18 protein-coding genes are annotated in these 19,925 nt (G+C 59.5%); 10 read left to right on the top strand and 8 right to left on the bottom strand.

The features are described from left to right. Positions 1 to 141: 141 nt before the first annotated feature. From hflK (BKX96_RS17790) to cfaB, 5 genes are all read left to right on the top strand, one after another. Positions 142 to 2,106, top strand: coding sequence for a protease modulator HflK (gene hflK, locus BKX96_RS17790; RefSeq protein ID WP_077185038.1), 1,965 nt, complete (start codon positions 142 to 144; stop codon positions 2,104 to 2,106). Beyond that, positions 2,103 to 3,137, top strand: coding sequence for a protease modulator HflC (hflC, locus tag BKX96_RS17785; RefSeq protein ID WP_077185035.1), 1,035 nt, complete (start codon positions 2,103 to 2,105; stop codon positions 3,135 to 3,137). Before hflK (BKX96_RS17790) ends, hflC begins: the two co-directional genes overlap by 4 nt. Beyond that, entirely contained in the window at positions 3,134 to 4,192 is a 1,059-nt protein-coding gene (gene hflK, locus BKX96_RS17780) for a protease modulator HflK (RefSeq protein WP_077185032.1), read from the top strand. The genes hflC and hflK (BKX96_RS17780) overlap by 4 nt, the downstream gene beginning before the upstream one ends. Next, positions 4,189 to 6,099: a cation-translocating P-type ATPase gene (locus BKX96_RS17775; protein ID WP_077185027.1), complete on the top strand. Its 1,911-nt coding sequence runs from the start codon at positions 4,189 to 4,191 to the stop codon at positions 6,097 to 6,099. Before hflK (BKX96_RS17780) ends, BKX96_RS17775 begins: the two co-directional genes overlap by 4 nt. 178 nt (positions 6,100 to 6,277) lie before the next feature. After that, the gene (gene cfaB, locus BKX96_RS17770; protein WP_077185024.1) at positions 6,278 to 7,462 is read left to right on the top strand and encodes a C17 cyclopropane fatty acid synthase CfaB; all 1,185 of its coding nucleotides are present in this window, start codon (positions 6,278 to 6,280) and stop codon (positions 7,460 to 7,462) included. Here cfaB and cls read toward each other — a convergent pair. Continuing rightward, entirely contained in the window at positions 7,459 to 8,898 is a 1,440-nt protein-coding gene (gene cls / locus BKX96_RS17765) for a cardiolipin synthase (protein WP_046818593.1), read from the bottom strand. The two genes, cfaB and cls, sit on opposite strands and share 4 nt — an antisense overlap. 132 nt (positions 8,899 to 9,030) lie before the next feature. On the opposite strand from cls, the gene BKX96_RS17760 reads away from it, so the two are divergent. Beyond that, the gene (locus tag BKX96_RS17760) at positions 9,031 to 9,552 is read left to right on the top strand and encodes a DUF3617 domain-containing protein (RefSeq protein ID WP_046818592.1); all 522 of its coding nucleotides are present in this window, start codon (positions 9,031 to 9,033) and stop codon (positions 9,550 to 9,552) included. A 46-nt stretch (positions 9,553 to 9,598) separates the two neighbouring features. On the opposite strand, the gene BKX96_RS17755 is transcribed toward BKX96_RS17760, so the two are convergent. Further along, positions 9,599 to 10,495 (bottom strand): His/Gly/Thr/Pro-type tRNA ligase C-terminal domain-containing protein, encoded by an 897-nt coding sequence (locus BKX96_RS17755; RefSeq protein WP_046818591.1) that lies wholly within the window; start codon positions 10,493 to 10,495, stop codon positions 9,599 to 9,601. Positions 10,496 to 10,688: 193 nt separating this feature from the next. Beyond that, complete coding sequence (gene folE2 / locus BKX96_RS17750) at positions 10,689 to 11,585, bottom strand: GTP cyclohydrolase FolE2 (protein WP_077185021.1); 897 nt, start codon at positions 11,583 to 11,585, stop codon at positions 10,689 to 10,691. 93 nt (positions 11,586 to 11,678) lie between these two features. Here folE2 and zigA point away from each other — a divergent pair, with 93 nt between their 5' ends. Further along, positions 11,679 to 12,884 carry a zinc metallochaperone GTPase ZigA gene (zigA, locus tag BKX96_RS17745; RefSeq protein WP_077185018.1) on the top strand — a complete coding sequence of 402 codons (1,206 nt, stop codon included), beginning with the start codon at positions 11,679 to 11,681 and terminating at the stop codon, positions 12,882 to 12,884. 3 nt (positions 12,885 to 12,887) lie between these two features. On the opposite strand, the gene BKX96_RS17740 is transcribed toward zigA, so the two are convergent. Then, the gene (locus BKX96_RS17740) at positions 12,888 to 13,244 is read right to left on the bottom strand and encodes a hypothetical protein (protein ID WP_046818733.1); all 357 of its coding nucleotides are present in this window, start codon (positions 13,242 to 13,244) and stop codon (positions 12,888 to 12,890) included. Positions 13,245 to 13,270: 26 nt separating this feature from the next. Between BKX96_RS17740 and BKX96_RS17735 the strand changes: the two genes are divergently transcribed. Further along, complete coding sequence (locus BKX96_RS17735) at positions 13,271 to 14,236, top strand: CobW family GTP-binding protein (protein WP_077185015.1); 966 nt, start codon at positions 13,271 to 13,273, stop codon at positions 14,234 to 14,236. A gap of 57 nt (positions 14,237 to 14,293) precedes the next feature. On the opposite strand, the gene BKX96_RS17730 is transcribed toward BKX96_RS17735, so the two are convergent. Next, positions 14,294 to 14,707, bottom strand: a complete 414-nt coding sequence (locus tag BKX96_RS17730; protein ID WP_077185012.1) for a DUF3301 domain-containing protein — start codon at positions 14,705 to 14,707, stop codon at positions 14,294 to 14,296. Between the two features lie 120 nt (positions 14,708 to 14,827). Here BKX96_RS17730 and pdxY point away from each other — a divergent pair, with 120 nt between their 5' ends. Further along, the gene (gene pdxY, locus BKX96_RS17725; protein ID WP_046818586.1) at positions 14,828 to 15,700 is read left to right on the top strand and encodes a pyridoxal kinase PdxY; all 873 of its coding nucleotides are present in this window, start codon (positions 14,828 to 14,830) and stop codon (positions 15,698 to 15,700) included. A 63-nt stretch (positions 15,701 to 15,763) separates the two neighbouring features. Here the strand turns inward: pdxY and BKX96_RS17720 are convergent, their stop codons facing one another. Then, a complete protein-coding gene (locus tag BKX96_RS17720; protein WP_020797950.1) occupies positions 15,764 to 16,246 on the bottom strand; it encodes an acyl-CoA thioesterase in 483 nt (160 codons plus the stop codon). A 241-nt stretch (positions 16,247 to 16,487) separates the two neighbouring features. On the opposite strand from BKX96_RS17720, the gene BKX96_RS17715 reads away from it, so the two are divergent. Continuing rightward, positions 16,488 to 18,251, top strand: coding sequence for a cation:proton antiporter (locus BKX96_RS17715; RefSeq protein ID WP_046818585.1), 1,764 nt, complete (start codon positions 16,488 to 16,490; stop codon positions 18,249 to 18,251). 21 nt (positions 18,252 to 18,272) lie between these two features. Here BKX96_RS17715 and BKX96_RS17710 read toward each other — a convergent pair whose 3' ends face one another. Both BKX96_RS17710 and BKX96_RS17705 read right to left on the bottom strand, forming a co-directional pair. Next, entirely contained in the window at positions 18,273 to 18,680 is a 408-nt protein-coding gene (locus BKX96_RS17710) for an SMI1/KNR4 family protein (protein WP_003187120.1), read from the bottom strand. Positions 18,681 to 18,819: 139 nt separating this feature from the next. Continuing rightward, positions 18,820 to 19,701: a Tim44 domain-containing protein gene (locus BKX96_RS17705; protein WP_046818584.1), complete on the bottom strand. Its 882-nt coding sequence runs from the start codon at positions 19,699 to 19,701 to the stop codon at positions 18,820 to 18,822. Positions 19,702 to 19,925 lie beyond the last annotated feature (224 nt).

Here is a 19,925-nt window from a genome sequence, read left to right as displayed (position 1 = left end):
AGTGTTCCGATGCATTTCGGTCAAGGCTTCAGCCTAGCGACAGGTAAGGCATCTTTAGATAGGGCGTTGATACGAAAATTTCACCAGTACCGTTATATCGTAACGAAATGCCGCGTGGGCAAAGGTAAGCACTGGGGTGTTATGCAAGTCGATCTCGAAGAGGGTGATGATGGCGCGCAGGTAGCCAGGCTGCCGCGCTTTCAGCAGGCGGTTTTTCAAGGGCGACGATTGCGCCTCTATACCATCGCCCTCGGTGTGCTTGCGGCACTGGGCCTGGTGCTGGGTTTTTTTGTCGGGCTGTTCGCGCCGCAATCCCTTTGGTCTGCCCTGTTGTTCAATCAGAGTGCCGCGTTGCTGGTGTTGGTTGCCGGCTTTCAATCCGCCGGGTGGGTGGCGCAATGGCGTACGCGGGCGATGAATCCTGTGGCGCTGGTGGTCGACTCTGATGAGACTGACGTCCTGAAGGGCTGGTACGAGCGCCTGCTGGATCGAATCAGTCAGGGCTGCCTGAAACTACTCAGGCAAATCGGTGCCCCGACGCTATGGCTGGGCGGTTGGGCGCTGCTGGCGTTGTTGTGCGTCGAACAAGCATGGAACCTTGATTTACCGCCTGCAGCCTTGGGAATCTCGGCCACTGTCGGCGCGGCCTTCGCCTTATCGCTGGCCTTTGGTTTGCTGGTTCTGGAGCGTCAGCTTGCTCAGCAAAACAGCACTCAATGGCCTGAGGCGGGCGCCTTGGCGCAGTTGACCCGCATGACAATCATCAGCTTGATACTTGGAGCGTCGTGCCTGTTGTTCGGCAATGACACCTCGGTTTGGCCGGTGCGTCTGGCGGTACTGATCGGCCTGCTGCCAGGGTTCGTTGCCTTCGAGTTACTGCTGCGTGGCGTGCTGTCATTGTTCAGTCCTCGCCGCGAACAATTGGAACCTGCATTGCTGGCGCGCAGTTTTGGCGCCGACATGTTGCGCTGGCCGCCGCAGCCATTGCTGGCGCTGCAGCACGAATTGCACAACCGCTTCGGCATCGACCTTCGACAGATCTGGGCTTTCACTTACATGCGGCGGGCATTTTTGCCTGTGCTGGGCATCGTAGCCTTTGTCGGTTGGACGCTGACGGGTGTCCACGAAATACCGCTGCAAGGGCGGGGGATCTATGAGCGCTTCGGCAAACCGGTGACGGTGTTTGGTCCTGGTCTGCACGCTGGCTTGCCGTGGCCGCTGGGCCGGGTGTTAGCGGTCGAAAACGGAGTGGTTCACGAGTTGGCCACCAGTGTCGGTGAACCATCAGCGCCGGTCCGGCTAGAGCCCGCCGACGGCCCGGCGCCGATGACCGCCAATCGCTTATGGGATGCCAGCCATGTGAACGACAAATCCCAGGTGATTGCCAGCAGTCGTGCCGACAAGCAGAGCTTTCAGATCGTCAACATGGACGTGCGTTTTGTTTATCGCATCGGTTTGAGTGATCAGGCAGCGTTGGCGGCGACCTATAACAGCGCAGATGTACCGACGCTGATCCGCAGCACCGCCAGCCGCATTCTCGTCCACGACTTTGCCTCACGAACCCTTGACGGTTTGCTCGGTGAGGATCGGGTAGGGCTGGCCGAAGAGATTGCTCGTGCCGTGCAGGCCGACCTGCAAAAACTCGACAGTGGCGTGGAAATTCTCGCCACGGTGGTCGAAGCGATTCATCCCCCGGCGGGTGCCGCCAATGCCTATCACGGCGTGCAAGCTGCGCAGATCGGAGCGCAGGCTTTGATCGCCCGTGAACGTGGAGCTGCCGCCGAATCCACCAACCAGGCGCAACTGCAAGCGAGTATTGCCCGAGACCAGGCAATGGCGACGGCCTATGAACTCAACGCGACGGCCAAGGCCGCAGACCTGAAATTTACCGCCGAACAAAAAGCTTATACGAGTGCCGGCCAGGCCTTCGTGCTGGAGCACTACCTCGGTCAGCTTTCCCAAGGCCTGGCCAATGCAAGGTTGTTAGTCCTCGATCATCGCCTGGGCGGTAACAACAATGCGCCGACCATCGATCTCCGTACGTTCACGTTGCCGGCAGACCCTGCGCTGTCGCGTAAAATTGCTCAGCCAGGAGCCGCCCATTGAGCCAGTCACATACTCACGATCACGCTGACCACAGCAGCCACGATCACGGCCATGGCGGACATCACCATGGTCATCACCACCACGGTGATCCGCAAGAAGCCGGCCCATTCCCTTGGCGACGCATGGGCTGGGCGGCTTTGTTGGTGGCGTTTGCCGTGGCGGCCGCGAGCCTGGTTCAGGTGCGGGCGGGAGAAGCGACGGTCATCACGCGTTTTGGCAACCCATCGCGAGTGTTGTTGGAACCTGGCCTTGGCTGGCGCTGGCCGGCGCCGTTCGAAGCAGCGATTCCGGTGGATCTGCGGTTGCGCACCACGTCCAGTGGTTTGCAGGATGTGGGTACGCGCGATGGCTTGCGCATCATTGTTCAGGCTTACGTGGCCTGGCAGGTGCAGGGTGATCCAGACAATGTGCAGCGCTTCATGCGCGCCGTGCAAAACCAGCCGGACGAAGCGGCACGGCAGATTCGCACCTTCGTCGGCTCGGCTCTCGAGACGACTGCCAGCAGTTTCGATCTGGCCAGCCTGGTGAACACTGACGCCAATCAAGTGCACATCGCCGATTTTGAAGCTCAGTTGCGTAAGCAAATCGATCAGCAGTTGCTGACCACCTATGGCGTGCGAGTGCTGCAAGTCGGCATCGAGCGATTGACCTTGCCTTCGGTCACGCTCACTGCGACGGTCGATCGCATGCGTGCCGAGCGCGAAACCATCGCCACCGAACGCACCGCCATCGGCAAGCGCGAAGCGACGCAAATTCGCTCTGCCGCTGAGCGTGATGCGCGAATCGTCCAGGCTGACGCCTCGGTGAAAGCTGCCGACATTGAGGCGCAATCGCGGATTGAAGCCGCGCAGATTTATGGTCGCGCCTACGCCAGTTCACCTCAGCTTTATAACCTGCTGCGTTCGCTCGACACCTTGGGCACCGTGATCACGCCGGGGACGAAGTTGATCCTGCGTACCGATGCCGCGCCTTTCCGGGCATTGGTCGAGGGCCCGCCGACGCTCGAAAATGAACCCGGATCACAGCCATGAATTTGGTTCCACGTGGAACAAATGGGTTGAGCAGCCCATGGATTCAAGCTGGGCGTTTGGCGTTTCTCGCCCTGTATGCGGTGACGGTATTGGCCGCTTTGGTGTGGGCGTTCTCGAATGTACGACAGATTGATCCACAAAATCGTGCGGTGGTTTTGCACTTCGGCGCGCTGGATCGCATCCAGGAAGCCGGTTTGCTGCTGGCCTGGCCGCGACCGTTTGAACAGGTGATTTTGCTGCCGGCAGCCGACCGGGTAATCGAGCGTCGGGTGGAGAATCTGTTGCGCACAGAATCCGCCTTGCAGGCGGATCGCGCGGCAAGTTTTGCGTCGCCCATCAGTGATGCACTGGCCGGTTCCGGTTATTTACTGACCGGGGATGCCGGTGTGGTGCAACTGGATGTGCGGGTTTTCTACAAGGTTACGCAGCCCTATGCCTTCGTGTTTCAAGGCGAACATTTGCTGCCGGCCCTGGATCGATTGGTGACCCGCAGTGCCGTGGCACTCGCTGCGGCACGAGATCTGGACACTATTCTGGTCGCACGACCGGAGTTGACCGGCGCTGACAATCAGGCAGCAGAAAGACGCGAGCGTTTGCGAGGAGACCTGGTGCAAGGCATCAACCAACGCCTCGCGCAATTGGCAACGACGGGGCAGGGGCTGGGAATCGAAGTGGCGCGGGTCGATGTGCAATCGAGTCTGCCGGGCCCTGCAGTCAACGCCTTCAACGCCGTGCTGACCGCCAGCCAGCAAGCCGACAAAGCCGTTGCCAACGCGCGCACTGACGCCGAGAAACTGATCCAGGCAGCCAATGAACAAGCCGACCGCACGCTGCAAGTCGCCCACGCCCAGGCGAGTGAGCGGCTGGCGAAAGCGTCTGCCGATACCGCCACGGTGGTGAGTCTGGCCAGCACGCAACAACAAGGCGTAGACCCGCAAATGTTGTTTCGAATCTACCGCGAGCGGATGCCGAAAATTCTTGGCCAAGCTGGTTCAGTCACCACGGTTGATCCACTAGACGATTCCCGCCTGATCATTCAGGGAGCAGCACAATGACCGCTCAATCAGCCGCTGCACCGAGCATGTTGTCCTCGGCCGAACAACGCAGCGCTGCTCGCCAATTGACCCTGGCCATGCTCGCACTCGGTTTGCTCGCGCTTGGCCTCGTTTGGCGCTGGTTGTCGCCGGAACAGACCGGCGTCAGCCAGTTGTTGCTGGGTTTTGCTTCCGTGCTGGTGGCCGTGCCCGTGATGCGTTCGGCCTGGTACAGCCTGCGGTATCCGAGCCTGCACGGCATCACTGATCAACTGATTGCCCTGGCCATGCTCGGAGCCTGGGCAACGGGCGATTTGCTGACCGCCGCATTGCTGCCGATCATCATGATCTTCGGCCATGTGCTGGAAGAGCGCAGCGTGATCGGTTCGCAGGAAGCCATTCATGCCCTCGGCAAACTGACACGCAGCCACGCGCGCAAGGTTCAGGCGGATGACTCAGTCGTCGAAGTCGATAACACTACGCTCAGGGCAGGCGATCAGGTGGAAGTCCGTGCCGGTGATCGGGTACCGGCCGATGGCCGTGTGCTGTCCGGTCAGGCGAGTCTGGACACCGCATCCATTACCGGTGAGTCAGTGCCGATGGAGGCGGGCGTCGGCATGTTGATATTTGGTGGGGCGATCAATCTCGATGGCCTGTTGCGCATTGAAGTGACTCGAACCGGCCACGAATCGACCCTCGGCAAAGTGATCGCGCTGGTGCATAACGCCGAGCGTTCGAAGCCGCCGATCACCCGGTTGCTGGAGCGTTACGCCGGGAGCTACATGGTCCTGGTGTTGCTGCTGGCCGCAGTGACATGGTTCATCACCAACGATGCCCAGGCCATGCTCGCCGTGTTGGTGGCTGCCTGCCCTTGTGCGTTGGTGTTGTCGGCGCCCGCAACGGCGATTGCCGGGGTAGCGGTGGCAGCACGGCACGGCATTCTGATTCGCAGTTCGGCGTTTCTCGAGGAGCTGGCAGACCTGACATCGCTGGTGGTCGACAAGACCGGAACCCTGACTTTCGGCACCTTGCGCCTGCAATCCATTGAGGGCCCATCGGCTGATCGCAACCAGGTCGTGAAACTCGCCGCCAGCCTCGGCTCCGCCAGTAGCCACCCGGTCAGCCGGGCACTGGCCGGGCTGGTTGCCCAAGAGGATTGTCTGTTGTTGGCGGACATTCACGAACGTCAGGGATTGGGTGTGGTGGCCATGACGGAGCAGGGCGAGGCCGCGCTGGGGCGGCCGGAGTTGTTCGCCCGGTTGGGCATAAATACCTCAGACGTTCCCGACCACGACGGCCCCATTGCCGGGGTGGCGCTTAACGGCGAGTTTCTCGCCTGGTTGTTGTTGGCCGACAGCGTTAAACCGGAAGCGCAATTTGCCTTGAGCGAGCTGAGGGAACTGGGATTGGGCCGGCAACTTCTGCTTACCGGCGACCGGCGCAGTGTTGCTGAAGCTCTCGCCCGCGATGTCGGCATCGTTGATGTCGAAGCGCAGGCCCTGCCCGAGGACAAGTTGAATCGCGTGCTGAAAGAAATCGGTAACGGTTTTCGTCCTATGGTAGTGGGCGATGGTATCAACGATTCGCTGGCGCTCAAGGCCGGCGTTGTGGGTGTGGCGATGGGCGCGGGCGGGGCAGACATCGCGCTGGCTTCAGCGGATATCGTGCTGATTGGTAGCGATCTGCGGCGCCTTGGAACCTGTGTGCGATTAAGCCGGCAATGCCGTCAGACCCTGCAAGTCAATGTGATTATCGGTCTGGGTTGGACGTTGGCGATCGTTGCTTTCGCGGCGTTTGGCTGGCTCGGGGCAGCAGGTGCGATGATCGCGGCGTTGCTGCATAACCTCAGTACGTTGTTGGTGTTGGGCAATGCCGGGCGTTTGCTGCGCTTTCAGGAGCCGCTTCTCAAGCTCAAGGACGAGTTGTGAGGGGCTGGAAAATACAGAACTGTTGGCCGTATTTGCAGTCATCTTAGGTGAGAGCAGTCATTTCTGTGAATTCGGAGCCATACTGGATTCATAGGAGATCGCTATCAAATCGATAGCCTGCTACTTTTCAAGGATGGTCTAACCTCTCAGCAGACGTCTGAAACAAGGGGGATTTTCCATGCTCGCGCAACTTCCACCGGCCTTACAGAATCTGCAGTTACCGTTACGCCTGCGACTCTGGGACGGCCATGAATTCAATCTGGGGCCGACGCCCAGTGTCACTATTGTGGTCAAGGACCCACAAATGGTTTCCCAGTTCACCCATCCTAGCCTTGATGCACTCGGGGCGGCGTTCGTTGAGGGCAAACTGGAGCTGGAAGGCTCCATCAGCGATGTGATTCGGGTCTGTGATGAATGGAGCCAGGCACTGCTCGGTGAGCTCGACAGTCAGCCTGTGCGCACTGTCCACGACAAGGAGACAGATGCCAAGGCGATTTCCTACCACTACGACCTCTCCAACGCGTTTTATCAGCTGTGGCTCGACAGTGACATGGCTTATTCCTGCGCCTATTTCGAGACTGGCAGCGAAACCCTTGAGCAAGCCCAACAAGCAAAATTTCGCCACCTGTGTCGTAAGTTACGGCTACAACCAGGCGAGTATTTGCTGGATGTCGGCTGCGGTTGGGGCGGGTTGGCGCGGTACGCGGCTCGTGAGTTCGGTGCGAAAGTATTTGGGATTACTCTCAGCAAAGAGCAACTGGGCCTGGCGCGTGAGCGTGTTAAAGAAGAAGGCCTGGAGGATCTGGTCGAGCTGCAGTTGCTCGACTACCGCGACCTGCCCCAGGACGGGCGCTTCGACAAAGTGGTCAGCGTCGGCATGTTCGAACACGTCGGGCATGCGAACCTGGCTGAGTACTGCAAAACCCTGTTCGGCGCGGTGAAAGAGGGCGGTCTGGTGATGAACCACGGGATCACCGCCAAGCACACCGATGGACGTCCCGTGGGACGCGGGGCCGGTGATTTCATCGAGAAATACGTGTTCCCCAATGGCGAGCTGCCGCACCTGTCGATGATTTCTGCCGAGATCAGTGAAGCAGGGCTGGAGATCGTCGATGTCGAGAGTCTGCGCCTGCACTACGCGCGGACCCTGGATCACTGGAGCGAACGGCTGGAAGACAACCTTGAGGCCGCTTCGAAACTGGTGCCTGATCAAGCCCTGCGAATCTGGCGCCTGTACCTGGCCGGTTGTGCCTACGCGTTTGCCCGTGGCTGGATCAACCTGCACCAGATTCTCGCGGTGAAGGCCCACGCGGATGGCAGCCATGAGCTGCCGTGGACGCGAGACGATATCTACAATCCCTAGAGGATGGGTGAAATAAGCCGGGCGACCCGCATGCCGACCTGCTGCAAGCGGTGGGTCTCCCGGCCTTCGTCCTTGGCGATTTCGTGAGCCAGGTCGAAGTCATCGTTGAGCATCTGCTCCACCTGGGCTGCGAACGCCTTGTCGACCGTTAGCAGCATCACTTCGAAATTCAAGCGAAACGAACGGTTATCCATGTTGGCGCTGCCAATGGCGCTGATTTCGCTATCGATCAATACCACCTTCTGATGCAGGAACCCGGGTTCGTAACGGAACACCCGCACACCGGCGCGCACGGCTTCAAAGGCATAGAGGCTGGAAGCGGCGTAGACGATTCGGTGGTCAGGCCGAGATGGCAGCAGGATCCGCACATCGACGCCGCGCAAGACCGCCAGGCGTAACGCGGCGAGAACTGCTTCGTCGGGGATGAAATAGGGGCTGGTGATCCACACGCGTTCAGTCGATGCATGGATCGCTTCGACGAAGAACAGCGAGCAGGTTTCATAAGCGTCCGCCGGACCGCTGGCGAGCATCTGGCAAAGCACCCCGTCGTCCGGATACACCTGCGGCAGAATCAGCTGCGGTAATTCCCGAGCCGCCCAGAACCAGTCTTCGGCGAAAGACTCCTGCATGCAGGCCACTACCGGCCCACGTACTTGCACATGGGTATCGCGCCACGGTGCCAAGGGTGGCTTCTCGCCCATGTATTCGTCGCCGACGTTGTGGCCGCCGACGAAGCCAAGAATACCGTCGACGACCACTATCTTGCGGTGGTTGCGAAAGTTTACCTGGAAGCGATTGAGCCAGCCGCTGCGGGTGGCAAAGGCTTTGACCGCGACGCCACCATCGCGCAGCGACTGGACGTAACTGTGGGGCAGTGAGTGGCTGCCGATGCGGTCGTAGAGCAGGTAAGTCGCCACGCCTTCACTGGCTTTTTGCAGCAAAAGGTCTCGCAGGCGTCGGCCCAGGCGGTCGTCGTGGATGATGAAGAACTGCACCAATACGGCTTCTTTGGCCTGGCTGATGGCGTGGAAAATCGCCTGGAAGGTCGCATGACCGTTAACCAGCAACTGCACTTCATTGTTTGCCAGGCAAGGCATGCGCCCCAGCTTCGGCATCGCCCGTAACGACGCGTAGGCGCTGGAAGCTCGGGCGGTGAGGGCTTCCTCCACCCATGGCCGCCAGTTGAGCTCTGAAACGGCCTTGCGCATCTCCTCGTTGGCTTGGCGCCGCGCCTTGATGTAACCGTCGAAGGAACTGCGGCCGAATACCAGATAGGGGATGAGTGTCAGGTAAGGCATGAACAACAATGAGAGCGCCCAGGCAATCGAGCCTTGGGCGGTTCGGACAGTGAGCACGGCATGGATTGCCGCGATCAGGCCCAATGAGTGCAGCAGCGCGATGACATAACCGAAAACATGCGGTCCAAAATAATCCATGGGGGCAGCCTTGCTCCTGAAGATTCAATGCTTAACAGACCATGTTCCGTGCAGAATGTCGCTATTTAATTGGCCCATGAACCGAAGCCCGCCGGCGACGTCTAACGGCCACTACTGATCAGGAGTTACTCGATGAACGTTCGTCTGCTGGGTTTGGCCATGGCATTTGGTTTGGTACTTCCTGTGGCGGCTCACGCGCAGATGCTGCAGCCAGGTTTGTGGGAATTGACCTCGAGCAACATGAAAGTCGATGACCAGAACCTGCCGGATCTGCAATTGATCCTCGGTCAGATTCAAAGCCAGATGACCCCTGAACAGCGCGCCCAGCTGGAGAAACAGGGCATCACCATGGGCGGCAAAGGTATCCGGGCATGCCTGACGCCAGAGCAGGTCAAGAGCGACAATATTCCCCTGACCGATCCACAATCGGGCTGCACCCAGCAAATCACCGAGCGCACCGGCAATCAGTGGAAATTCCGTTTCAGCTGCCCGAAAGCGCAGGGTGCGGGTGTTGCCACGTTCCTCAGCGATCGCGAGTTCACCACCAAGGTCAACGGTACGTTCAACGCCACCGGTATTCAGCAGAAGGGTAGCCTCGATACCCGTGCGGTCTGGTTGGGGCAGGATTGCGGTACCGTGAAGCCAAGAGCGTAAACAGTTTCGCAGGCAGCCTCGTTCTTCCGGAGCGAGGCTTGTTGGATCAGGCACCTGAAATCCCTGGTTGCCCCAACCACTCACACACCGCCTCAATCTTCATCCTGCCAAAATCCTCCCCGTTGCGATTACGCACGCTGACATACCCGCCAGCCTTTTCCTTTTCTCCGACCACCACCAGGTACGGCACCGTCTGACTGTGATGTCGAATCTTGTGGCGAACCTTTTCATTACGTAGATCTGCCAGTGCGCGCACGCCACTGCGGCGCAAGCGTTCGGTGACCGCATGGGCATAGCTGGCCTGGCGGTCATCCATGCTGACGACTACCACATGGGCCGGCAGGCGCCACTGCTGTAGCTCTTGGTGGCTGGACCAACAGGTACCATAGATGCGTTGCTGCAGGGTGCCGTTGATGTGATCGAGGGCAAAGGCCTGCAGGACTCTGGTGGTGGGGACGTGGGGGCCGGCCGTCAAATACTCGGTATCCCCGAGGCGGTACAGCGACAGATCGGCGGAAGACGGAGAGCTCCGACTGCGGCGGATCGAATGGTTGGTCGCCGCCAATGATTGCATGCGCGCTTCGATCAGCGGCAGATCAGCGGTCATCATTGGGCGCTCGACACTGAACTCGCAATAGAACCCGTCCCCCAAGGCCGACCCGGTGCGCAATTGAGCATGGGCATGCAGTTGCTTGACCGCCATCGCCAGCATCAGCGAACAGGAGCGCCGGAGGATCTCCAGGCCGTCGGGTTCCTGGGGCGTCACGATGCTGACCCGGGCATTGGCCCGGATCACGAACTCACAGTCGACCAACAGGCCATCCACCCGACCCGCTACCGCAGCGTTGGCCAGCCCGGGGCCAATACTCGCGGCAACCTCATGCACGGACAGCGGTTGATCGTATTCACGCATTGAACCATCGGGCAAAGTGATCTGGATCATGATTGTTATTCTCGAATGCTTCGATCACATGCGTAGCGGATAAACCTTAGATCCATCCCCGTTCGCTGTCATCTAGACGTTTGTCGTGTCCATTCGAAACCTGCGCTGCAAGGCCCTTGTAGTCGCGTACCAGACCGATGTGGATATACACCACGCTCTCGATAAATACCTTAACGGAACGCCCATAAACGCATCAGGCGGTCTCCCAGTTCCAGCGGCTTTCAGCAACGGCATCGTGGGCATGCAAACTTTCTGCGTGGATAACCCGAACCAAAAATCCGGCGATGCCGGGTGAGCGTTTGAGGGCGAGGTTCAAGCGCCGGGCGGCATCTTCGCAAAACATCAGGTTCTGTCCGTTGGCCAACGCGAACGCCTGTTCATCCGCGCGCTTGACAGCGGTTTGGACGGCGGTGCCGAGGGCTGCTTCGGCGTCGTTGATAACCGCGATCAGTGCAAGCTCCTCCTGAGAATCATGCAGGCGCAGACTCAATTGCGCTGTGCTGCGTTGGCTGTGGGGCGTCGCGACGATGCCTTCAGTGGAACCCAGCCAAGCCAGTACCTCGGTGTGTTGCAGAGCCTGGTTGGCAAAATCTCCTACAAATTTCTGCTGAATAAGCTGTCGGGAAAGCGCTGCAGAGCAAGGACATGTTGAGGAATAAGGGAGGGCGATTTTAAGTTCCACGTGGAACATCGCGTTTTTCAAGCGTGCTTCGATGCTGACGGGATAGCTTTTCCAGCCAGCCAATGGACTGATCAATGCCGGCCTTTTCAACAGCAAGTCGGTGTGAATATTCAGATAAGCGCTGTTTGACAGTCCTTCGTGACTGTCCAGAAAGCTGCTCAAAACCTGTCGCAGCAGCTTGGGCGAGAGCGTTTCTTGCTCAAGCGTTTGCAGCGCCAGGTACAGCCGCGACATATGGATACCGCGCGCCTCGCCGTTATCGAGACTCACACCGGCATCGGCCGTTGCAGACAATAGTTTGTCGTCGAGCAAAACGGGTAGGGCAATGCCACACATGCCCACCCACTCCAGTGACAGGGCTTGGCGTGAGGCCTGCGCAGCGATATCGGGCAAAGTCAGCGCGTTCATGGGAAGGTCCGTCGTTGAGGTGCAATGCAATGTTATATGATAACGTTGAAGCGACGATACCTTTTTTATGGATTCCAGTGTGAGGAACATCTGATGCCAAAACGCCTTCCCGTAACCGTCCTTTCGGGCTTTCTTGGTGCAGGAAAAAGTACACTTTTAAATTACATATTACGTAATAGAAATGGGCTGCGAGTCGCGGTCATCGTCAACGACATGAGTGAAATCAACATAGACGGCAGCGAGGTCCAGCGCGATGTCAGCCTCAATCGTGCAGAAGAGAAACTCGTGGAAATGAGCAACGGCTGCATCTGCTGCACCTTGCGTGAAGACTTGCTGGAGGAGGTGGGGTCGCTCGCCCGTGAGGGTCGTTTTGATTACCTCTTGATCGAATCAACCGGCATTTCAGAACCGCTGCCAGTGGCGGAGACCTTTACGTTTCGCGACGAAAGCGGCCAGAGCCTCTCCGACATCGCCCGGCTCGACACCATGGTCACTGTGGTTGACGGCATGAATTTCCTGCTCGACTTCCAGGACGCCGACAGCCTGGCTTCCCGTGGCGAGACGCTGGGCGAGGAGGATGAGCGCGCGATCACCGATCTGTTGATCGAGCAGATCGAGTTCGCCGACGTCATCCTGATCAGCAAGATCGACCTGATCAGTCGCCGCGAACGCGAGGAGCTGATGGCGATCCTGGGGCGACTCAACGCTCAGGCGCAAATCATCCCGATGGTCATGGGCGAAGTGCCGTTGGAGAAGATCCTCGATACCGGTCGCTTCAACTTCGAGAAGGCGGCGCAGTCGCCGGGCTGGTTGCAGGAACTGCGCGGCGAACACGTACCGGAAACCGACGAATATGGCATCGCGTCCTGCGTCTATCGCGCGCGGCGCCCCTTCCATCCGCAGCGGTTCTTCAACTTCATCGACGGTCCGTGGCTCAATGGCAAGCTGCTGCGTTCCAAGGGCTTCTTTTGGCTGGCGAGCAAACATATGGATGCTGGCAGCTGGTCCCAGGCGGGTGGGATGATGCGTTATGGATTTGCCGGGCGCTGGTGGCGTTTCGTACCGAAGGATCAATGGCCGCAGGACCAGGAAAGCACCGCCGCCATCCTGCGGAACTGGGAGGACGCTAGCGGGGATTGCCGCCAGGAACTGGTTTTCATTGGCCAGGACATCGATTTCGCGCGGCTCACCACCGAACTCGAAGAGTGTCTGTTGAGCGATGAGGAGATGCTGCTCGGCGCAGAGGGCTGGCGCCGGTTGCCTGATCCGTTCGGCCCTTGGTACGAAGACGCGACCTGACCCTCAAGGCTTGAGCCAGGTCCCCTGGCTCTGGGCTTCGCAAAACGGCTTCAAATACGCCGCATCCGTGGCAACGCCGTAATAGTGAATATCCTGCCGGTAGGGCATATTGGCGACTTGGGCGTTGCTGCACACGCCGAACGCCCCGGCAGGGCATTGGTCGACGTACTGCACCTCGACTTTCTGCCCGGCAAGACTTGGCTGGCAGAAGCCGTCGGCGAAGAGCTTTTGCGGAATATTGCGGTTTTGCTGGCAGACTTTCACGTCGAGCCGTTCCGCCTGGCTGTGGACCACGCAAGCCTGGGCCATTGCCTCGCCGCAGTTGAGCGCCAGCAGCAACGACCATCCTATCCACCGCATCCTGAACTCCTCAGACATTCTCGATCATGTTGCAGAACATACCCACCCATGTCATCGCCGGGCCATTGGGAGCCGGCAAGACCAGCCTGATCAGGCACCTGCTGGCACAACGGCCCGCTGGCGAGCGCTGGGCGGTGTTGATCAACGAATTCGGTCAGATCGGTATCGATGCCGCGTTGCTGACCCGTGATGCCGATGGTATCGCACTGGGTGAAGTGGCCGGGGGCTGTTTGTGTTGTGTCAACGGTGCGCCGTTTCAGGTCGGTCTTGGTCGTTTGCTGCGCAAGGCGCGACCGGATCGACTGTTCATCGAGCCGTCCGGGTTGGGGCATCCGGTGCAGTTGCTCAGGCAGTTGCGGGAAGCACCGTGGCAAGGTGTCCTGAGCGTCCAACCCTGCGTTCTGGTACTGGACGCCCAGGCGCTTGCCGCTGGCAAGCCGCTACCGGCGGCGCAACAGGACGCGCTGGAGGGCGCCGGTCTGTTGCTGATGAACAAGTCGGAACACCTTGATGACGTCGCCCGTCAGCGACTTGCCGCGCAATTGCCGGAGCGCCCGCTGTACTGGTCGCACCAGGCGGCCATGCCATTGAGCCAATTGCCGGGCCTGGGCGCGCGGGCTGAGGCGGGTGTGGATAACTTTGTGGCACCCAAGGGGCTGGCGCAGTTGCCGGCGATCTGGACTGATCCGGCACTGCCGATCTGCCTGAGTCAGGAGCAGGATGGCGGCTGGAGCATTGGCTGGCGCTGGCATCCGAGCCAGGCCTTTGATACAGACAGGCTCGTACGCTGGCTCGCTGGCCTTGACTGGCGGCGGGCGAAGATGGTTATCCACAGCCCCGGGGGGGGGGTGTCGGCGAATGCGCTGGATAACGCGGTGCTGGCGTGGCGGCCCAGCGAATGGCGGCAGGATTCGCGGATTGAACTGATTTTTGGTGGGTTGCAGGATGTCGAGATGCTGCAACGGGGTCTGGCGGGGTGTCGGTTGGGGTGAACATCAAAAAGATCGCAGCCTTCGGCAGCTCCTACAGGGGGCGCGGGATCTGTTGATTCAAGGCCGCCACTTGGTGTGCTCCTGTCGCCACTGGCTCAGCTCGATCACCTCGGCACGCGGCTTGACCACATCCACCACGGTGGGGGTGTCGTCGAATGGCACGGGATAAGGTGCCAGTTCGATCTGTGCGCTGTGGGGGCCGAATTGGGTGATGGTCCCGTTGTGGCGGGTCTCGCCGGTCACGGTGAATTCGAAGTTATACACACGGGCCAATCGTCGCCGACCATTGGCATCCTTGATGAACGCGATTTTTTTCAATGCCACGTTGCCATCCAGCAGCTCGATCCCGAGCTTGCCGCAATGCTGCTTTACCCGCTCCAGTGCGTGTTCGCGCAAGCCATGGTTGTGCCACAGCCAGGCACCCGCGGTGGCGAAAAGCATCAGCACTAAAATATTTCCAAGGGTCAGCATCAACAGGGTGCTCCAACAAGATAGTGTCAGCTTAACTGTGTCGCCGGTCTGTCGTACAGGCTGTGTTTAGTCGCATACTGCGCGGCTTGAATTTCAATCGTTTTACGGATAACTCACCGCATGAAACGTACGCCCCATCTGCTCGCTATCCAATCCCACGTGGTGTTCGGTCACGCCGGCAACAGTGCCGCGGTTTTCCCGATGCAGCGGGTCGGGGTGAATGTCTGGCCGCTCAACACGGTGCAGTTCTCCAACCACACCCAATACGGCCAGTGGGCCGGTGATGTGCTGGCGCCGCACCAGATTCCCGATCTTGTCGATGGTATCGCGGCCATTGGCGAGCTGGGCAACTGCGATGCGGTGCTGTCCGGCTACCTCGGCAGTGCGGCCCAGGGCCGGGCGATACTGACGGGTGTGGAGAAAATCAAGTCGATCAACCCCAAGGCGCTGTACCTGTGTGACCCGGTGATGGGTCATCCGGAGAAGGGTTGCAGCGTGCCGGCGGAAGTCAGTGATTTCCTGCTGGAGGAGGCCGCCAGCGTGGCCGACTTCATGTGCCCCAATCAACTGGAGCTCGACAGCTTCTCGGGGCGCAAGCCGCAGTCGCTGTTCGATTGTCTGGCGATGGCGCGTGCGCTGCTGGCACGTGGACCGAAGGCGGTGCTGATCAAGCACCTGGACTATCCCGGCAAAAAGGCCGATGTCTTTGAGATGTTGCTGGTGTCGGCCGAAGGCAGCTGGCATCTGCAGCGTCCGCTGCTGGCGTTTCCGCGTCAGCCGGTGGGTGTTGGCGACCTGACGTCCGGGTTGTTCCTGGCTCGCGTCCTGCTGGGTGACAGCCTGGTGGCGGCATTCGAATTCGCTGCGTCGGCGGTGCATGAGGTGTTGCTGGAAACCCAGGCGTGCGCCAGCTATGAGCTGGAACTGGTTCGGGCTCAGGACCGGATCGCCCATCCGCGGGTGCGGTTCGAGGCGACGCCGATCAGTTTGTGATCCGGTTATGGCGAAAAGATCGCAGCCTTCGGCAGTCCCTACAGGAAGCTGCGGTCTCTTGCCTTACGCGTCGCCCTTGATTTCCTGATAGCGCTTTTCCAGCTCCTGACGAATCTGACGACGTTGCTGGGCCTGCATGTAGCGGCGCTTGTCTTCACTGTTTACGGGTTGCAGCGGTGGCACCGGGGCAGGCTTGCGCTGGTCATCCACCGCGACCATGGTGAAGAAGCAGCTGTTGGTATGGCGCACCGAGCGCTCACGGATATTCTCGGTCACCACCTTGATGCCCACCTCCATGGAGGTGTTGCCGGTGTAGTTGACCGATGCAAGGAAGGTCACCAGTTCGCCGACATGGATCGGCTCACGGAAAATCACCTGGTCCACCGACAGGGTCACCACGTAGCGGCCGGCATAGCGGCTGGCGCAGGCGTAAGCCACTTCGTCGAGGTATTTGAGCAGGGTGCCGCCGTGCACGTTGCCAGAGAAATTGGCCATGTCGGGGGTCATCAATACTGTCATCGACAGCTGGGCGTTTCCGGGTTCCATAGCGTTCTCACGGGTCAAGGCAAGGTTTGAGGGACGCACCTCTGCGGGCGCTTCAGCGGTTTTTTTCAAACCAACAGTTATCGGGACGCCGCGCGGGCGGCCGCCGTCACGCCCAATCGATCTGTTTCCATATATTGCACCGCCTTTGCGCCCGTAGTCGCGGTGTTACCCTGCAAAAGCCCAGACCCAAGGGAAAATTCCTACACGAAAAGCGCCATGTCACCCCAAGGAGCCCCACGCCATGCATGCCATCAGCTTTATTCAGGATTTGGCAGTGATCATGTTGGTTGCAGGCGTGGTGACCGTGCTTTTCCATCGTCTGAAGCAACCGGTGGTGTTGGGTTACATCGTGGCGGGTTTCATCATTGGCCCGCACACACCACCGTTCGGCCTGATCCACGACGAAGAAACCATCAAGACCCTGGCTGAACTGGGGGTGATTTTCCTGATGTTCTGCCTGGGCCTGGAGTTCAGCCTGCGCAAGTTGTTCAAGGTCGGCGCCACGGCGTTCATCGCGGCATTCCTCGAAATTGTCCTGATGATCTGGATCGGCTACGAAATTGGTCGCTGGTTCGATTGGAACACCATGGACTCGCTGTTTCTCGGGGCGATCCTGGCCATTTCCTCGACCACCATCATCGTCAAGGCGCTCAATGACCTGAAGATGAAAAACCAGCGCTTCGCGCAGTTGATCTTTGGCGTACTGATCGTCGAAGACATCCTGGGTATCGGCATCATCGCCTTGCTGTCGAGCATCGCGGTCAGCGGCACGGTCAGTTCGGGTGAGGTGTTCTCCACCGTCGGCAAGCTTTCGCTGTTCATGATCGTCGCGCTGGTCATTGGTATCCTGCTGGTACCGCGCCTGCTGGCCTACGTGGCCAAGTTCGAAAGCAATGAAATGCTGCTGATCACCGTGCTGGGCCTGTGTTTTGGCTTCTGCCTGCTGGTGGTCAAGCTTGAGTACAGCATGGTGCTTGGTGCGTTCCTGATTGGCGCGATCATGGCTGAGTCCCGGCAGTTACTCAAAATCGAGCGCCTGATCGAACCGGTTCGCGACCTGTTCAGTGCGATTTTCTTCGTCGCCATCGGCCTGATGCTCGATCCGATGATCCTGCTGCAATACGCCTGGCCCATTGCGGTGATCACCGTGGCGGTAGTGCTGGGCAAGATGCTGTCCTGTGGCCTTGGCGCCTTTATCGCCGGCAACGACGGACGTACCTCTCTGCGCGTCGGCATGGGGCTTTCACAGATTGGCGAATTCTCATTCATCATCGCTTCGTTGGGCATGACCCTGCAGGTCACCAGTAACTTTCTTTATCCGGTGGCCGTGGCGGTTTCAGTGATCACCACGTTGCTGACGCCCTATCTGATCCGGGCAGCGGACCCGTTGTCGATCAAGCTGGCCGCGGTGATGCCACAACGACTGGGTCGAGTGCTGGGCATGTACGGCGAATGGCTGCGCAGCATCCAGCCGCAAGGGCAGGGCGCATTGCTGGCATCGATGATTCGGCGGATCTTGCTGCAGGTGGGGGTCAATCTGGCGCTGGTGATCGCGATCTTCTTTTCCGGCGCCTACTTCGCCGAAGGCATATCCACTTACTTGCAAGGCTGGATCAGCGACCCGAGCTGGCAGAAAGCGTTGATCTGGGGTGGGGCGCTGCTGTTGTCGCTGCCATTCCTGATTGCCGCGTATCGCAAGCTCAAGGCATTGTCGATGTTGCTGGCGGAAATGGGCGTCAAACCGGAGATGGCGGGCCGTCACACGCAGCGAGTGCGCCGGGTGATCTCCGAAGTGATCCCGATCCTGTCGCTGCTGGTGATTTTCCTGCTGTTGGCAGCCTTGTCGGCCAGTATCTTGCCGACCAACAAGTTGCTGGTCCTGATCGCCGTCGTCGCGGCCGCCGTAGCGGCGTTGCTGTGGCGCTGGTTCATCCGCGTGCATACACGGATGCAGGTGGCCTTGCTCGATACCCTGGAAAACCACAAGGATTCGCCGGGGCATTGAGCAGGTGGGGCGTCGGCAGGCTCAGCTTTCCAGCCAGACGTCCCGCGCCCAGTGCCATACCGACTCCCAGGTTTCTTCGGCGATCAGTTCTTCTTCGGCCTGCCAGAGCACGACGGTGCCGTCTTCTTCGACGCAGTAGTAGTCGTCGCCGTCCTGGCAGATTGGAATCAGGCTGCGATCTACGCCTGCATCCCAGGCGTTGGCGGCAACGTCCGGCAGGTAGGTGTGGGATTGCGGGTCAGTGACGGTGACCGGCTCCAGGCTGCCATAGACCACGTCGCTGACGGTCAGCAGGAACTCCCTGAAGACGAATGGAATATCGATGAACAGTTGTTCTTCGATCTCGACCAGCAGGTCTTCGTCGGGCAACTCCAAGGGGACCGGTACCGGCTCGTTGGCTTCACGCAGTTGTTCGATGATTTCTTCCACGTCCGGGATCCTCTTGCTTGTATGGCGCGGTTTATATGGGGCGGTTTATACAGTAGCTCGCTATAGATGCAACCGCGAAATAGAAAACCCCAGCCGAGGCTGGGGTTTTTTATTACAGCAAGTGAAGCGTGGAGGGTGATCAGCCGTTCTGGCGGATACCGGCCACCAGCCAAGGCTGGTTCTCGCCCTGTGCACGTTCCATGTTCCAGCTTTCGCTGAACACTTCGCCCTGGTCGAAACGCGAGGTTTTCGACACGCCACTGAAGGTCAGGGTGGCGATGGTCTTGTCGGCGCGATCATCCACACCGTCCAGTTGCACAACGAGGTTATCGATGTAGGTGGCCTGGAAGCCATCACCCAGGTCGGCGCGTTCGCGCTTGAGGAACTCCAGCATCTGCGGGGTCACGAACTCGGCGATCTTGTCCATTTCGTTGGCGTCCCAGTGCTGTTGCAGGGACTGGAAGTGGTTACGGGCCGCTTCAATGAAGTTCTTTTCATTGAACCAGGCCGGTGCGTTGATGACCGGACGAGCGGTAACCGGTGCAGCCGAACCGCCGAAGATCGAACCGCCAGCAGGCTTCTGTTCGAATGCTTCACGCTGCATAGGTGGTGCGTAGCCTGCCGGAGCCATGTGCTCCTGCTGCTTGCGACGACGGGCGGCGATGAAACGGAAGACCAGGAACGCGATGACGGCCATGATCAGGATGTCGAAGATCTGCATGCCCTGGAAGCCGTCGCCCATGAACATGGACGCCAGCAGGCCACCGGCGGCGATGCCGGCCAGAGGGCCGAGCCAGCGCGAAGCGCCACCGGCCTTCGCTGCGGCGCCAGCGGCACCGGCTGCACCAGCGGTCGCTGCGGCGCCGCCCATGCCTGGAGAAGAAGGAGCCATCTGGCTGGTTTGATGTGTCGGCGCAGCGCCTGCGCTTTTGCCACCACCAAAGCGCTTGGCGGCATTGGCGTCGAGGCTCATCGTCAGGCCGATGCACAACGCCATGGCGATGCTAAGAAAACGTTTCATAAAGGGAATTCCCATTTGTGGAAGGCACGCGCGCCATGTTGCACAGCTGAAGTGTTACTGGCTAGCGGCAGAGTGTTTCCGGCTTTTGCCTGACAGGTTTCATTCAGCTTCAGTCAGCGCAATAGGGCCTGTTAACTTTGGTCTGTAGGAGAAGTAGATAAGTTCTGTAGGAAAGGATGTATTTGGGTCCAGCGTGGCCGTGTAAAGGATCGCAGGCTTCGCCA

The sequence above is a fragment of the Pseudomonas putida genome (assembly GCF_001976065.1).
Classification (GTDB): Bacteria; Pseudomonadota; Gammaproteobacteria; order Pseudomonadales; family Pseudomonadaceae; genus Aquipseudomonas; species Aquipseudomonas serbica.
Note: the sequence above shows the minus strand (reverse complement) of the source record. Positions and strands in the feature narration are given on the sequence as shown.